14 protein-coding genes are annotated in these 15,807 nt (G+C 40.5%); 3 read left to right on the forward strand and 11 right to left on the reverse strand.

The window, feature by feature from the left end:
* Positions 1–5: 5 nt before the first annotated feature.
* From DFO73_RS03035 to DFO73_RS03065, 7 genes are all read right to left on the reverse strand, one after another.
* Positions 6–980, reverse strand: a complete 975-nt coding sequence (locus tag DFO73_RS03035) for an alpha-ketoacid dehydrogenase subunit beta (protein WP_110063547.1) — start codon at positions 978–980, stop codon at positions 6–8.
* Positions 981–993: 13 nt separating this feature from the next.
* On the reverse strand, positions 994–1,986 hold the full coding sequence (locus DFO73_RS03040; RefSeq protein ID WP_110063287.1) for a thiamine pyrophosphate-dependent dehydrogenase E1 component subunit alpha: 993 nt from the start codon (positions 1,984–1,986) through the stop codon (positions 994–996).
* 28 nt (positions 1,987–2,014) lie between these two features.
* A complete protein-coding gene (locus DFO73_RS03045; RefSeq protein WP_258309183.1) occupies positions 2,015–3,265 on the reverse strand; it encodes a hydroxymethylglutaryl-CoA reductase, degradative in 1,251 nt (416 codons plus the stop codon).
* 35 nt (positions 3,266–3,300) lie between these two features.
* On the reverse strand, positions 3,301–4,098 hold the full coding sequence (locus tag DFO73_RS03050) for an SDR family NAD(P)-dependent oxidoreductase (protein WP_110063288.1): 798 nt from the start codon (positions 4,096–4,098) through the stop codon (positions 3,301–3,303).
* A 112-nt stretch (positions 4,099–4,210) separates the two neighbouring features.
* On the reverse strand, positions 4,211–5,533 hold the full coding sequence (locus tag DFO73_RS03055) for a TRAP transporter large permease (protein ID WP_110063289.1): 1,323 nt from the start codon (positions 5,531–5,533) through the stop codon (positions 4,211–4,213).
* Positions 5,526–6,044 carry a TRAP transporter small permease subunit gene (locus tag DFO73_RS03060; protein ID WP_181395901.1) on the reverse strand — a complete coding sequence of 173 codons (519 nt, stop codon included), beginning with the start codon at positions 6,042–6,044 and terminating at the stop codon, positions 5,526–5,528. Before DFO73_RS03060 ends, DFO73_RS03055 begins: the two co-directional genes overlap by 8 nt.
* A 120-nt stretch (positions 6,045–6,164) precedes the next feature.
* The gene (locus DFO73_RS03065; protein WP_110063291.1) at positions 6,165–7,298 is read right to left on the reverse strand and encodes a TRAP transporter substrate-binding protein; all 1,134 of its coding nucleotides are present in this window, start codon (positions 7,296–7,298) and stop codon (positions 6,165–6,167) included.
* Between the two features lie 1,509 nt (positions 7,299–8,807).
* Here DFO73_RS03065 and DFO73_RS03075 point away from each other — a divergent pair.
* Both DFO73_RS03075 and DFO73_RS29575 read left to right on the forward strand, forming a co-directional pair.
* The gene (locus tag DFO73_RS03075; protein WP_110063293.1) at positions 8,808–9,848 is read left to right on the forward strand and encodes a hypothetical protein; all 1,041 of its coding nucleotides are present in this window, start codon (positions 8,808–8,810) and stop codon (positions 9,846–9,848) included.
* Between the two features lie 65 nt (positions 9,849–9,913).
* Positions 9,914–10,447 (forward strand): UGSC family (seleno)protein, encoded by a 534-nt coding sequence (locus tag DFO73_RS29575; protein ID WP_309042979.1) that lies wholly within the window; start codon positions 9,914–9,916, stop codon positions 10,445–10,447.
* A gap of 361 nt (positions 10,448–10,808) precedes the next feature.
* Here DFO73_RS29575 and DFO73_RS03090 read toward each other — a convergent pair whose 3' ends face one another.
* Entirely contained in the window at positions 10,809–11,495 is a 687-nt protein-coding gene (locus DFO73_RS03090; RefSeq protein WP_110063296.1) for an ArsR/SmtB family transcription factor, read from the reverse strand.
* Between the two features lie 118 nt (positions 11,496–11,613).
* On the opposite strand from DFO73_RS03090, the gene DFO73_RS03095 reads away from it, so the two are divergent.
* Positions 11,614–12,453, forward strand: a complete 840-nt coding sequence (locus DFO73_RS03095; protein ID WP_110063297.1) for an isocitrate lyase/PEP mutase family protein — start codon at positions 11,614–11,616, stop codon at positions 12,451–12,453.
* A gap of 152 nt (positions 12,454–12,605) precedes the next feature.
* Here the strand turns inward: DFO73_RS03095 and DFO73_RS03100 are convergent, their stop codons facing one another.
* The 3 genes from DFO73_RS03100 to DFO73_RS03110 all read right to left on the reverse strand — a co-directional run bounded on the left by DFO73_RS03100 (position 12,606) and on the right by DFO73_RS03110 (position 15,653).
* A complete protein-coding gene (locus DFO73_RS03100; RefSeq protein WP_110063298.1) occupies positions 12,606–13,568 on the reverse strand; it encodes a DUF3231 family protein in 963 nt (320 codons plus the stop codon).
* A gap of 104 nt (positions 13,569–13,672) precedes the next feature.
* Positions 13,673–14,137, reverse strand: coding sequence for a hypothetical protein (locus DFO73_RS03105; protein WP_110063299.1), 465 nt, complete (start codon positions 14,135–14,137; stop codon positions 13,673–13,675).
* 346 nt (positions 14,138–14,483) lie between these two features.
* Positions 14,484–15,653 (reverse strand): MFS transporter, encoded by a 1,170-nt coding sequence (locus DFO73_RS03110; protein WP_110063300.1) that lies wholly within the window; start codon positions 15,651–15,653, stop codon positions 14,484–14,486.
* Positions 15,654–15,807 lie beyond the last annotated feature (154 nt).

Below are 15,807 nucleotides of genomic sequence, written 5' to 3' on the forward strand. Positions count from 1 at the left end.
AAGGCCTAAAACAACGATTTGATTGACTCGATAATATCGTCAACTTGAGGAACTGCTTTCTTTTCCAGCTTCGGATTGTATGGAATCGGAACAGCCTTCCCGCCAAGTCTTTTGACAGGAGCATCTAAATAATCAAACGCTTCACTTTCGGTAATCACACTGGCAATTTCTGCACCATAGCCGCCTCTTTGGACAGCCTCATAGACAACTAAAGCACGGCCTGTCTTTTTAACGGACGATACAATCGTTTCAACATCAAGAGGAACAAGAGTCATTGGATCGATAACTTCCACACTGATTCCTTCCTGTTCTAATTTTTCTGCAGCCTCTAATGCCCGGTGAACCATCAAGGAGGTTGCAACTACAGTTACATCACTGCCTTCTCTCTTAATGTCTGCCTTTCCAAGTGGAATCGTATAGGACTCTTCAGGCACCTCACCTTTTGTGCCGTACAATAATTTATGTTCATAAAATAACACTGGGTTATCGTCCTCTAATGCCGCTTTAAATAACCCTTTCGCATCATACGGAGTCGAAGGCTGCACTACTTTTAGTCCTGGAATATGAGTCATCCATGCCTCTAAACTCTGTGAATGCTGCGCGGCAAATCCCAGTCCGGACCCGCCAGGAAGGCGAATGACCATCGGTACCTTTGCCTTGCCGCCAAACATATATCGTAATTTAGCAGCTTGATTGACAATCTGGTCAACTGCACAGGTAACGAAATCCGAAAACTGAATTTCCAAAATCGGCCGCATGCCGGTTACGGCTGAACCTACTGCAAGACCCGTTATGGCAATTTCAGAGATCGGTGTATCTACAACCCGCTCCGGTCCAAGCTGATCGACTAGCCCATTTGTCACACCAAAAGCACCGCCAAAGATGCCAACATCTTCACCTAGGAGATATACATTTTCATCTGCCTGTATTCCTTGAAGCATAGACTCTTTCAACGCTTCAGAATATGTGATTGTTCTCATTTTTACTTCCTCCTTAAGCATAGACATCGTCCTCTAGTGTATCGATTGATGGTTCAGGGCTGTTTTCAGCAAACTCAACGATACTCTTTATCTCTTCTTCTACATTCTTCTCTAGTTCAGCAATCTCTTCTTCCGTAATTCTGCCTTGTTCTAAAAGCTGATTTTTGAAAAATTTAATGCCATCGCGATTCTTTATCCAATCCTGTTCTTCCTCGCGGGTGCGGTATTTTCTGGCATCGCTTCTTGAATGGCCTTTCCACCGGTAGGTTTTTGCTTCAATAAGCGTAGGTCCCTCACCATTTCTGGCCCGCTCGACTGCTTTTTTGGTGACATTCAGAACATCGAGGACGTTTGTTCCATCAACGACTTCCCCTGGAATCCCGTATGAGGCTGACCGTTCTGCAATATTTTCGATATTAACCATGTCCTTGATTGAACCTGACATTCCATACTGATTATTTTCACAGAAAAAGATAACCGGCAGATTCCAGATGGATGCAAGATTTAAAGATTCATGGAAGCTTCCCTCGTTGGTAGAACCATCTCCAAAAAAGACTAAAACAACATAGCCCAGATTTTTTTTCTTCGATGTAAAGGCAGCACCGCAGGCTAAAGGAAGACCCCCGCCCACAATTCCTGTTGCTCCAAGATTCCCGACATCCAGATCCGCGATATGCATGGATCCGCCTTTCCCTTTACTGTGTCCAGTCGCTTTTCCCAGCAGTTCAGCCATCATTTTTTTGACATCTGATCCTTTCGCGATGGAGTGTCCATGTCCCCGGTGGTTCGTGGCAATCATGTCTTTTTCTTCTAAAGCAGAACATGCCCCCACCGCTGTCGGTTCCTGTCCAATGCATAAATGCATGGTGCCTGGAATTTTTCCCTGCATAAAAAATCTTTCGACTTCTTCTTCAAAGCGCCGGATAAGCATCATTTGATACAGCATATTTTTTAATGAATTTTGATCAACCGCTGATACGTCAATCGGATTTACTGCAGATGACATAAAAAACGCCTCCTGAATTGTAATGAATTTATATAGTCGGCTGATTCAGAATTTCTTTTGCTCTGTCCAGCCGTATATTTCCTTCCTTGACCATTATGCTCACTACCTCATCAATTTGACTGATGTCGGCTCCGGCCATCATCGCGATATTGCGGGCGTGAAGCTTCATGTGGCCAGCCTGGATTCCCTCTGTTGCGAGTGCTCTTAAGGCTGCAAAATTTTGCGCCAATCCTACAGAAGCCATAATTTCTGCCAGTTCTTTTGATGTTTTTACCTTCATAATTTTTAGATTTGTCTGCGCCTTCGGATGAAGAGAAATCGTTCCGCCAACTGTCCCAACCGCTAAGGGCAGTTCAATGGTGCCAATTAAATCTCCCTCTCGATCTTTCTCCCATGTTGTTAAAGGAGAATAATGTCCAGAGATGGCTGCATAGGCATGGGCACCTGCTTCAACCGCCCTTGTATCGTTCCCGGTAGCTAAAACGACAGCGCTGATTCCATTCATAATCCCTTTATTATGAGTGGCCGCTCGGTAGGGATCCGCCTTTGCAAAACGGTAGGCATTGATAATTCCATCTACCGCTGCTTGTCCTATATCACTTTTTCGAATTTTGCATCTAGATCTTGCCAAGCGCTGGTCTGCTAAATTAGAAATAATTCGTAAATAAACTTTTCCATTTGTGATTTGTTCAAGCGTTGGCGCGATACTCTCAGCCATCGTATTAACCGTATTCGCTCCCATTGCATCCTTCGTATCCACTTGCAAATGAACAACAAGCATCGGTCCATCCTGATGATCAATCACGCGGACCTCTAAATCCTTTGGACCCCCGCCTAAACTGGCCAGAATTGGATCTTTTTTGCGGGCTGTTTCAATAAGCTCCTTTTTATGTTCCAGGATTTTCAGCTTCGCTCCATAGACATCCTCACAATTGACAATTTGAATTTGTGAAAACATAATGGAGCCTGTTGTCGAGGCAAAGAAGCCGCCCGAAGGTTTTGCAAGCTTTGCCGCATGACTTGCTGCAGCCACAACAGATGACTCCTCAACTGCCATGGGTACAATGGTCTCCTTTCCATTGACCATAAAGTTTAAAGCAACACCTAGAGGAACCTCCATCACGCCGATACTGTTTTCAATAAAGGAACTGGTTCGCCTTTCCCCTAAATGGCCAAAGTTTACGTATCCCTGTAGTTCATCCTCAGTCAATGAAGCATGCGCGCGAAGGGTATCATGCTTTTCCTGCATGGTTTTTTTATAAAACTTTTTCGGTTCCAAACAATCTCTCCCTTTCCATCGACACTATGAAGCTATTAATGATCAGTCTGATACAGTCCCATTTGTTTGGTAAAATAACGGAGTCCGCCACCAGCTTGAAGCCCTCCATCCACTGTAAGTTCTGTTCCGGTGATAAAAGATGATTCATCTGATGCAAGGAATAGTACAGCTTTCGCTATTTCTTCCGGCTTGCCGTACCTTTCAAGGGCGACAGCATTTGAGAAACCTTCTAACATGTCCTTGACATCGGAGGTCAAATCAGTCCATGTAAAACCAGGATGGATAGAATTGACCCGGATCCCCCAATCACTTAGTTCCATTGCAGCCGCTTGTGTCATTCCGCGGACAGCCCATTTGGATGCCGTATAAGGCCAGGCAAAGTACCCGGTCAGCCCGGCGATGGAAGAAATGTTAATGATGGAGGCATTCCTGGACTTTTTCATCAATAGGGCACAGTGTTTCATCCCTAAAAAAACACCTGTCTGATTGACCTCTATCACGTTATTCCAATCTTCGAGCGTGCATTCTAATAATGTCACTCTTTTTACAATTCCTGCGTTATTTACCAGCACATCCAATTTACCGAACATTTTGTCAATTTCGGACACGAGTAATTCCCATTGCTTCTCGTTCGTCACATCCAGCTCCCGGCAAACGATCGTACAGCCAAACTCAGTTCGGAGTGCTGCCGCCGTCTCCTCCATATTCTCTTTTCTAATATCTGCAATAATAATGGTGTCTGCCCCTTCTTTGGCAAACTCATAACAGTCATTGGCCCCTAATCCGCGAGCACCGCCTGTCACTAACACGACCTTTCCGTCCATCCTGCCCATACTTTGGACCTCCTCTGGCATAGTTTTTTATCCTATTAGCTAACTCTATAAAAACCTGTGCTGCGTCCTATCATATAAAACCCTACGTTTGTTAGTTTGATATTTTCCTAATTTATAACTTTGACATATTCGGCAGCCACATTACGATGTCTGGGAATACTGTAATAAGTGTTGTCACAATCAGCATGATGATGACAAACGGAATAATACCCTTGTAAATATCGGTCATTTTGACTTCCGGCGGCACAATTCCCTTCAGGTAGAACAAGGCAAACCCAAACGGCGGTGTTAAGAATGAAGTCTGCAGTAATACAGCAAAGACGGTTACCACCCAGATCAGATCAAAATCATAAAGCTCAAGAAGCGGCAGGAAGATCGGCATAATGATCATCACGATTCCAATCCAGTCGATAAACATTCCGAGAATAAAGGAAATCAGCATCATGGCAATGAATACGCCCCACTTGCTTAAGCCAAGATCCATAACAAAGTTTTGAATGAGAGTATCTCCATCTAGAGCCAGGAAGATAGAGGTAAAGGCTGTAGCACCAACGATAATAACAAGAGCCATCGCGGTTATTTTGGCTGTATCGTAAACAGCGTCAGCCAGCATCTTCCAGGTAAACCTTTTATAAGCAATCGCCATCATCAGTGATAAAAACGCTCCTACTCCAGCTGATTCTGTTGGCGTCGCCACACCTGTAAAGATTGTCCCAAGTACGGCGATAATTAAGATCATCGGTGGTACTAGATTCACAAGACTCCCGATAATAACCTTTCGCATTGGCATATCTTTCATTTCTTCTTTTGAAACAGCCGGACCCCAATCCGGGTTTTTCCAGCAGGCAATCAGTACATAGACACAATAAGCACCTGCGAGCATTAAGCCGGGAACAATAGATGATAGAAAGAGTTTTCCAACTGATACCTGAGCCTGTGCACCTAAAACAATTAACATGATACTTGGAGGAATCAGGATTCCCAGTGTACCCCCAGCAGCGACAACTCCTGAAGCTAATCGTTTATCGTACCCATACTTTAATAGAACCGGCATTCCCAGAACACCCATAGTAACAATGGAAGCTCCGACGATTCCAGTTGTAGCGGCAAAAATAGTCGAAACAACAATAACGGTTAAAGCCACTCCGCCGCGTAGAGGGCCTAATAAATATCTCATGTATTCGAACAAACCATCAGCAACCCGTGAAGATGATAGAAAATTCGCCATTAAGGTAAAGAGCGGAATCGCAACGAGGGTATAATTGGACATAGTTCCAAAAATACTATTTGAAAAGATATCGAATACTTGCGGTCCCCAGCCAAAAACACCTGCGATGACCCCCAGTCCGCCAAGAACAAAAGCCAGGGGGTGCCCAGTCGCTAAACCGATAATTAAACCGATAAACATACCAAAAATGATAATGGCTTCAATCATGGCTCTTCTCCCCCTCAGCTAAAATAACGATCCGTTTGATCATTTCAGAAATTCCTTGTAATAATAGGAAGAAAAATGCTACGGGAATAATTGCTTTGAAAGGGTACAATGGCGGAGCAAATGCTGTCCAGCTCACTTCCTTTTGCAGCCAAGAAATCCAGGCAAATTTTGAACTTCCATAAAGAACACCTATTACAAAAGGCATAAAGAAAATCGTATACGTAATAAGATCCAGAATCGCTTGTTTCTTCGCAGAAAATTTTTCGTATAGCATATCTACAGATACCATGACCTTATGAAGCACACCATAAGCGGCTACCATCATAAAGTGAAAGCCAAACACCATCGTCGTGACCTCGAACGTCCAAATAGTCGGGCTGTTAAAAATTCTTCTGCTGACGACTTCGTAGACGACTAGCAGCATCATAATAATAACGGACCAGCTGGAGACTTTCCCCACCCAATCATTCGTATTATCTAAAAACTTGGAAATCTTTTTTAAAGCATTCACATGTTCCCCTCCTTTTTTAAATGAGATTCTCATCCCTGGCCCGGGCAGTTTGTCCCCTCTAGAAAAGAGGGGTACTGACTGACCGCTCATTTGTGATGCTTTCGATAGATTTACTTGAACTTATTCAGCTACCTTTGCATTGTTTCCGAAGCTCCAATCTCCTTGAAGATCTCTATAAGGAGCGTACATTTTTAAGTATTCTAATTGACTATTTAACACTTTCTCAAAGTCAGGGTTTTCACTGCCAAGCTTTTCTACAATTGCACTTACCATATCGTGAAGTTTAGCCATTTCTTCGTCAGAAAGTTCCGTTGTTTTAATTCCATACTCATTTACCATTCTCTGTGCTGCTTCTGCATCATTATAAGCGTATTGGCTTGCATTTTCGGTTTGAGCTGCTTTGCTGGCTTTTTCAACCACTGCTTGTAAATCTTCTGGCAATTTTGCCCACGCATCTTTATTAATCATTGCTCCATAAACTGAGCTTGTTTGGTGGAAGCCAGGAGTTAACCAGTATTTTGTCACTTCATACATTTTTGTCACTTCATCACTGTATGGAGAGCTATATTCTGCTGCATCGATAACACCGCGCTGCAATGCTTCATAAATTTCTTGAGTGGCTAATGTTACTGGAGTTGCGCCTAACTGCTGGATCAGTTCACTTTGAATTAAGCCAGCCATACGAATTTTCATGCCTTTTAAATCTTCAAGGCTTTCAATTGGCTTATTTGATCTAATACCAGACTCCATTCCTGAAATCGAGTGAGGGAAATAAACCGTATTGAATTTTCCATAAATTTCATTATAGGCTTCCATTCCGCCGCCTTGATTAATCCACAAGAAATAATCCCAGTTTGTTAATCCCATTGCTTGAGATCCTAATAATTCAAAGGCTGTGTTTTTACCTGACCAGTAGTTCGGCCAGTCTCCGCCCATTTCCACTGTGCCGCCGCTTACAAGGTCTAAAACCTGGTTCGCCGGTGCTAATTCACCAACACTGTGCAATTTAATATTCAATCTTCCATTACTTAACTGATTAACAAGATTGACAAATCTTTCATCTTGTTCATACTGCAAGCTTCCTTCTGCCCAAACACTGGCCATTCTCCAATTAAACGTTTCGCCGCCGCTTCCACCGCTCGAACTTGATGATGAATCACTGTTAGAGGCTGGGGTACTATTATTTAAACAGCCCGCTAATAGTAAAACTAACATCATCGTAAACATTAAAACTATCGATTTTTTTGACCTCAATCCTAATCCCCCCTAATTAATTTGTAAGCATTTTCATTCGATGGCAAACTAACTGACTCGACCACCTCCTTGAGGAAAAAAGCCCATAAAACGGTTCTTTAGTATGACTTTATGTCGAAGTTGACAAGTTATTCTTTATTTTTATAAATTTTTTCAGTTGGCGGTCTTTTCATAGAGGAAAGTTGAAAGAGTAGAGGTCTATCAAGAAGTGTTGCTTTTCTAATGAGGAACTTTCTAGCATCTATTTTTATGGATCAGCTCTTTAGCCTTTTTATAGACAGGGATATCGACCATCTGCCCATTTATTTTGATTGCCCCTTCCTTTAACGCTTTCTAGTATTCCGTGACGATCTTTTTTGCCAGTTCAATTTCCTCCGGACTGTCGGAGAATACAGAGTTGATAATGTATAGCTGCTTAGGGTGAATCGCCATTTTCTACATTAATCCAAACAAATAAATAGGATCTATCATTTTCTTTCCATCTTTTAAAACACCCCATTCTTTTGTCTATGTTCTTAATATGTTCGTATAAACTATTAAAAGATGTGTATACCCTGTTACCAGTTATCTAATTAAAATGTATATGCCTGACTATTAAACATATTCTATTTTTTCTTTAACAGTCTAAAAAAGACCGCTTAAGGCGGCAGCCAGTCTTTTAACTCTTTCATCTATCAGAAGCAAATCTAGTAAACTCTAGAGTCAGTATCTGGTTAATAATCGAACCGTACGATTCCATATAAAGTATCCAGAACAGACTCGGCTTCCTCATCTTTTCCAGGTGATATGGGAATCCAGAATTCAACATGCGATTCTGTGTCACCGACTTCATACTCTATTTTGAAATGAATACATCTTTTAATTTGGCTAAAGGATATCGGCAGTTTAATGATTAATCCTTTTTACATAAGGACTTCATTAATTTGCTCGACCAGCTTAACGGTTTAATCCTCCATAGCAACACAGCATATTCCAAAATAAGTAAATAGTCTCGTTAAGTGGTTAATTAGGGCATATGCTGCATTGCGTACGCTAGAAACCCAGAAAAAATGAGCAATAGCAGTACATTTAATGAAAAATAGTACGCCAAAAAGCTGCTCGTATATTTGAGCAGCTCTTTTAATAGTATTCAATCCCTTATAAAGGTGTGGGTATATTCAAGGTTTGCCCAATGTAAAGCAAGTTAGGGATCCTCACCTGTGGATTGACTTGTATGAGAGAAACTTTAATTACTCCATGTTTTTCCGCAATAAGATACATGGTATCTCCAGCTTTAACATCATATAAGCTAAGCCTCGTTTTTGCAGGGATATTCAATCCCTGGCCAATAAAGGTACTTACAGGATTTTCCACTTAGGGATTTACAGAACCTTAGCTTTTTATCATTGAATTTATTTCAGAACAATCTTAGTATGAATTCAATTTAGAATAGTCTAAATATTTATACAAATCAACTTTTTTACTATATAATAATAAAGAAGAAAAAGTATTTTCCAAGGAGGTGACACAATGACCCAACTCTCTTCCAAAACACTAGAATTTAACCAAGCTCAAGAAGCAGCAGATCACTTTTTTGAAAAAGGATGGACAGATGGTTTACCCGTTATCCCCCCTACTCCTGAGAGGGTCCAGGCAATGCTTGATTATGTAAAAGCACAGCCATCTGACATTGTAGGAACAATTCCGGAGAGAAACCGGTTCATTACGGCTGAAAAGGTTGCGATTAATGCAGTAATGGCGGGCTGCATTCCTGCTTATATGCCTGTCGTCATGGCGGCGATGGAAGCTGTGCTGGATCCAAAATTTGGCGTCCATGGTCCAACAGCAAGTACAGGTGGCGCTTCCATCCTTTTGATCGTTAACGGTCCGATTATTCATCAAATTGGCCTTAATACCGGGAAAAATCTGATGGGAGGCTCGCATCGCGCCAATGCGACCATTGGACGGGCGATTGGCCTGATAATGAAGAATGCTGGGGGCTCCTCTCAATTCGACCAAACGACAATCGGGCATCCCGGAAAAATCAGCTTTTGCATTGGGGAAGCAGAATGTCCTGAATGGGAACCCCTTCATGTTGAGAGAGGCTTTAATCGAAGTGATAGTACAGTGACTGCTTTTGCATCCGAAGGTCCGCACCAAATTAACAACCATGTAGCCCATACGCCAGAAGGGATTCTTATGTCGATTGCTGACACGATGACCAATCTGGCAACCTTTCATATGCAAAGAAGCACGCAATGTGCGCTTGTACTCTGCCCTGAACATTTGTTCACCCTATTGGAACATGGTTGGGATAAAGCGAGAGTAAAGGATTTCCTTTTCGAACATGCCAGAAGGAAAAAATCGGAGTTATATTCATATGGATTGAGATTGGAACCGTTAGTTGAGGAAGAAGACGAATGGGTTACAGCTTTTCCTTCCCCGGATGACCTATTGCTGTTAACCGGAGGAGGTCCAGCCGGACGATTCTCGTCATTTATTCCAGGCTGGGGAAGCGTCAGTCAATCCGTCGCAGTTACAAAGCAGGTTCGTTTGTCAGGATTCACATGAAGTAACTGCTAACACGGGTCAGTTGGACTCGTAGCGGATAGAAAACTGAGAAAGGAGGAAGAGAAATGAATCTTTCAGATAAGATTATTGTACTTGATCCAACGGAAGGTCCTGTTGAAACAGAAAGTGTTTTGGCTCCCAGGCTATCCGATGTGAAAGGAAAAAAAGTTGGTTTTATTAACAACGGAAAGAGAAATTCGGATGTATTCTTATCAGCATTGGCTGAAGAGTTTCGGGAAAACCATCATGCGGAACTCGTCTGGTTCGATAAGAAGAATCCTTCCCTGCCATTTCCGGATGCAATGCTTGATCAATTGAAGTCCTGCCATGCCGTGGTAGCCGGTGTCGGCGACTGAGGGTCATGCAGCTCAAGCAGTGTGCTTGATGGAATCTATTTAGAAAAAATCGGGATCCCTTCTGCAGCCATCTGTACCGATAAATTTATCGTACAGGGAACGACCGCGGCCCTGGTTCAGGGATTCAAGGACTACTGCATCATTGAAGTGTTTCACCCAATCGCAACGGCCCTTCCTGCTGCATTGAAGCAGGAAGCGCAAAGGATCACCGACGAAGTTCTATCTGTTCTAACGAAAAAATGATTACATACAAAAAGCCTTTCATCGCTTGATGACTAGGCTTTTTGTCTTTATATCCAAATATTGTGAACTTCCCGAACAGCAGGTGATCCTGCACCTGCTGACTGTATGCCCTCCCTTTATCAACTGGTTATTTTAAGTAATAATCAACCTACCCCCTTGGGAGCATTAATTTAAGCGCCTTCACTTTCATCCAATATTGGGAAAGAACTTTTAATCAAACCCGGCTCTCTATATTATCCTAATCGAGTTGGTGGAACTGTCTCCCCAGTACGGGGACAGTCCCGCATTTCCTTTAAGTTTTCCATTACCGCAATTTAATGCAAAAGATCAGTTTTATCCATACCTAATAAACTAACACTTATTATAATGTTATCGATAAAAGTTTAATAAGTCCTTTTCTACCTGCAGGAGTTATTCTAATCGCTCTTGTTTTTTCCATTCGTTCAATCCATTGCAGCTCGAAAAAGCGTTCAATCAGTTCATGACCTAATGCACCAGCAATATGATGGCGCCTTTCACTCCAGTCTAAGCATTTATGAACGAATGAACGACGTTTTTTTCTAACAAAATCTAAGCGGATCCCAAATGATTCGAAGAATATCTCTCCATCCTTCGTAATCAAAATATCGTTGCTTTTTTCAAAAATATACCCCTTATCTACAAGAGCATCCATAAGTTTTACTCCGAGATTTCCAGCTAGATGGTCATAACAAGTACGTGCCAACCGCAAGCTTTCATTTTCAGTTACTTGTTTGAATGAATTAACCTTTGGTTGAGGTGAAAGGGCTAGAAACGTTTCGAGGGCTTTAGCTATCTCAAAGTTTTCTATTCGATAATATCGATGCCTTCCTTGTTTTTCTAGAGACACCACATTTGCTTCAAGCATTTTCGCTAAATGAAAGCTTGCAGTTTGTGGCTTTATGTTTGCTGCGTAAGCCAAATCTCCTGCTGGATGGCTTCTTCCATCCATGAGTGCTGTTAATATGGCTGCACGTGATGGGTCGCTAATTAATGAAGCAATCGTTGAAGCGTCTGGACTCGAACTCATCTCAATTCCCCTTTAATATGTATTCCATATTTCGATGATAATCGAATTATTTAACTCTTACAATAGAAATAAAGCAATAAGAAACTAAAATCCAAATCAGGAAAAGGAGCTTAATATTATGAGTAGCAAAGAACAATCATTAAGGGCAGAAACCTTTCACCACTTACATCAGCAATCGTCCACCTTTGTTCTGCCAAATGCATGGGATGTAATCAGTGCAAAAATGTTTGAAGAATGTGGCTTTAAAGCGATTGGAACAACTAGTGCTGGCATTGCTGCTTCTTTGGGGTATTTGGATGGGCAAAGTATACCTCTTAACAAAATGGTTGAAACGATTGAAAATATCGCCAAATCAGTAAATGTTCCTGTGAGCGCAGACATTGAGGCAGGTTATGGACAGACGGCTGAAGAGGTTTTAGAGACCGTAAAAGCAGTCGTTGCTGCTGGAGCTATCGGGATAAATCTGGAGGACGGTACAGGTGATCCAAACCGGCCTATATTTGATATTTCATTCCAAGAGGAAAAAATAGCAGCTATCAAAGAACTTTCGGAATCCAGAAATATGCCGTTATTTATCAATGCACGAACAGATTTATATTGGTTAAATGTTGGGGATTATTCAACGCGCTTACAAGAAGCTTTAAAGCGAGCAAAAGCCTATCAAGATGCAGGGGCAGATTGCATTTTCATTCCAGGTTTAACTGATAGGAAGATTATGAAAAAAATTAGAGAGGAAATTTCCTGTCCTATCAATTTATTGGTTGACCCAGAGATGCCTTCTTTATCGGAGTTATCTGAGATCGGAATCGAAAGGCTTAGCTGTGGATCCGTCCCATTCAGAGCCACCCTAACACTCTTACGGACTATGAGTGAAGAGATTGTAAACAGCCAAACCTTTCATCAAATGACAAATGGCGATATTCTTTCATATAGAAGGTTAACTGAATTCATTCAATAAATTAAAATCGAACTCCTAATACCCAACAACAAATTTAAAATTTTTGTTATTTTGAGAAGCCGATTTTTCTATAATCAACAAATCGGCTTTTTGTTCTCCTTCCCCGTTTTTATGTTTTTTCGGGAATATTTTAGGTTGTTTGACTCTAAATATTAACTATCAATTGACCTATCGGTTACCGGCGGCTCATTAAGCCAGTCTTTCCTTACCAATAACTTAAACCCTTGCTCTGAATAGCTTTCCACCTGTTCAATTAATTCCTTTAGTATTTTCACGTGACTTTTTTTATAACTGGAAACCACAGCAGTTTGCAGATTGCCGATACCTATTGGATTTAGGAACATGATTAAGTTAGCCATTAGTTTATCTGAAAATGGGGATTTATTCACCTTATGAACGTGGGCCTCTAATCCGGTGGTTGTCGGAACTCCGTTTTCTCTATATATTTCGGATAAAACCTCAACTTGATGATATGACAATTTGATTCCATCCTGCAAAAAACTCTTTGTATCTTCATCCTTTGCTACATCCGAAAAAGCAGTACATAAAGCTAAACCAACATTATTACATTGAAATGAACCAAACATACTTGCTAATTCAACAGCATTAAGCGGCCTCTGCTGGGTTGATGCCACTTTAAATAATTTGTTTTCTCTGTCTTCCGCATTCTTGTATGAAAATGACCTGTTTTGCAGTAAACCTTTGTGCTCCAGCAAATTTAAAATAGAAATGTCAATTTGAATTAACTTATTGAGTATTTCTTTAAAAAAATTCTTAACCTTTGGGACGGTTAAGTCTGTATATTGAAAAGAAAGTACACCCAGTCCGTTGCTTGTTATATGCTTAAGAATTTCTATCATTAATTGATCAGAAAATAACTTTTCTGAGGGGCTATGTAAATCATTTTCACTAAAAAACGGTGTAACATTTAATCCATTATCAGCTAAGAAATGCAAAGCCTCTTGTTCTTGGAATGATGAAAGTGTTTTAATCTCAGTTAAAACATCTTTCAAATCAGTATCTTCAGCAGTCTCAATAAGATTTCCCAAAAAAATATTGACCATATTTGAACTTGAATGTAAGTACCAAAGAAAGCCTAAATCGTTTAAATTCATCTAAAAGGCCCCTCCACAATTTATTTTCTTTTCTTAGTTTGTAATCAAAAATGGTAATTATTCATTAAATTCATTAAAGGGTTTAACAATAATTGCTGTCCTGTTTAAAATTGTTCAATGTGTTTTTTCCTTATTATCTTCATTAAAAAGAATCCCACACAGACACCAGGTATTACACACAATATTGGAAGCCAGATAGGCCCTAATAATACTCCAAAAAGCTTAAAGGTAGAGGAATATATACACCCCACAGTAACAAAGTAAGCTGCAAATATAAACGGAAGAAAAGAATAACTGTTTCTCCCTCCGCCCGCATCTTTAAAAGCATCCCACATAGCAAAAAAATACAAACAAGGGTAAAACATTAGCCATAAATAATCGGTTTCTGCAATTGCCTTTTCAATATTTCCATGAAAACTTGAAATAATTACCTTGTTAAAATTCGCTTGTACATTTATCAGGAACTCTAAAAATACAATAACCATTCCCTTAATTATTTTTCCATTTAAGAATTGTCCAAAACCAGGAAGTGCAATACTCCATAATAGCCTTTCTGTTGAATTCGCCACTTTATTCTAGCCCCTATCTTATGTGTTCACTTTCTCTTTATATAATCTCCTTTTGAAAGGCATCAAGATATTTACCATCTATCATTTGCTTGTTTTATTCTTTCCCCTTCTTTAAGTTTCATTTTATCTGGAACCTTTGAAGTCACCATTATTAGAGGTCATCATTTCAACACTACATATTTTATTATGTAAGAACTCATCTCAAACTAAACTGCTTTTTAATAGGAGAACAAAAAGCCGCCGAATTGGCAGCTAGATCTTGATGCTATCTTGATTATGTTTAGAAAGGCTCTTTAATAGTTTAAGAAAATATCCAAATAATGTATTAATAATTAAATACTCAAAATTACTTTTCCGAATAAGTTGGATTAAATCTGACGGAATACATTAACACATATACAACAATGAATGCTGCGAACAGGTTTAACACGATTAGCGAATGGTTCAAATTGAAAATTTGAGTAAGCGCTCCGACTCCAATAACCGGAACGATAAATCCAGAGTACGCACACAAATAAAAAGCCGAAATGACTCGTGGCCGTGCTTTTGGTTCCGGTAACTGTCCGGCAAGTTGTAATGCAATTTGAAAAGTCCACCCACCGCCGATAGACTGGATGAAAATGCCTGTCCAGAGTAATGGCAAACTTGATGTTAAACCAGAAGAAACAATAACCCATGAACCAATCGCAAGAAGCAGGATGCCGAATCTCATACGTGTAACTGGATGACTCGGCCAAGGTATGAGCTGAGCCAAAGCTGCTCCGCTGAGAAGCACGAAAATGATTAATCCAGAAACAGAAAGGTTAGACGTATGAATGACATTCTTTACGAAAATAGGAATAAGGGCAAATGCGATTCCTTGTATTGTGAAAACAGTGAAGATAGGCAATCCGACCATTGACCAAAAATGAGACCGAATATCGCTTGGCACACCAAGTGATATCTTAGTTTTTACGCGTATTTGCTCTAGGGAAACATCATCTTTAGGAATTGTTTCCAGTACGATTAGTGAGATAATGAGCAGGACAAGCAGAATCCAGAATGGCAAACGGAGTGGCTGAAGATGTATATATTGCAAGATCAAACCTGCGATAGCTGGTCCCAGACCAAAACCAACGAGAATTGTGATTCCTGATAACCTGAGAGCTGTGCTTACTTTATATGGAGGAGTTTGCTTCATTAGAAAAGCAACAGCTGTACCTGTAAAAGCTCCGTAAGCGATTCCTTCCAATAACCTGGCGACATAAAGCATCCAGGCATTTTGGCTTCCCAGGAAGAACAAGGTAGATGTGATGGATATCCATATGCTGATGCGAACAACCCTTTTTAATCCCCAAGTACTTCCTTTGTCTCCAGCAACAAACAAAGTCGGTAATAGGAAAGCAGCATAAATGGCAAACAAAATCGTGATTTGCAAACTGTTAAGTTTGTAAACATCACTATACAAAGGGAATAAAGGAGTAATAAAGGTAGCCCCACACGACATCAATAGTGAAACTAAAAGCATTCTTTTCATTGCAGCAATCCCAACTTTCTATAATAAATTCTCCATGGATAATTTCAGCATCCATTAATAAAAGTAAATCAAACTCAAAAATTACCGACTAGAAGGTAAATGTGTTATTTCCCAGTCAACTATTCCATACATAATAAAAACACAATAATTTTTA

The organism is Cytobacillus oceanisediminis (assembly GCF_003182355.1).
GTDB classification, from domain to species: domain Bacteria; phylum Bacillota; class Bacilli; order Bacillales; family Cytobacillaceae; genus Cytobacillus; species Cytobacillus oceanisediminis_A.

Excerpts from the sequence above, each read along its gene's own strand:
- DFO73_RS03035 (WP_110063547.1), bottom strand. The coding sequence starts at position 980 with ATGAGAACAATCACATATTCTGAAGCGTTGAAAGAGTCTATGCTTCAA.
- DFO73_RS03040 (WP_110063287.1), bottom strand. The coding sequence starts at position 1,986 with ATGTCATCTGCAGTAAATCCGATTGACGTATCAGCGGTTGATCAAAAT.
- DFO73_RS03050 (WP_110063288.1), bottom strand. The coding sequence starts at position 4,098 with ATGGGCAGGATGGACGGAAAGGTCGTGTTAGTGACAGGCGGTGCTCGC.
- DFO73_RS03055 (WP_110063289.1), bottom strand. The coding sequence starts at position 5,533 with ATGATTGAAGCCATTATCATTTTTGGTATGTTTATCGGTTTAATTATC.
- DFO73_RS03075 (WP_110063293.1), top strand. The coding sequence starts at position 8,808 with ATGACCCAACTCTCTTCCAAAACACTAGAATTTAACCAAGCTCAAGAA.
- DFO73_RS03090 (WP_110063296.1), bottom strand. The coding sequence starts at position 11,495 with ATGAGTTCGAGTCCAGACGCTTCAACGATTGCTTCATTAATTAGCGAC.
- DFO73_RS03095 (WP_110063297.1), top strand. The coding sequence starts at position 11,614 with ATGAGTAGCAAAGAACAATCATTAAGGGCAGAAACCTTTCACCACTTA.
- DFO73_RS03100 (WP_110063298.1), bottom strand. The coding sequence starts at position 13,568 with ATGAATTTAAACGATTTAGGCTTTCTTTGGTACTTACATTCAAGTTCA.
- DFO73_RS03110 (WP_110063300.1), bottom strand. The coding sequence starts at position 15,653 with ATGAAAAGAATGCTTTTAGTTTCACTATTGATGTCGTGTGGGGCTACC.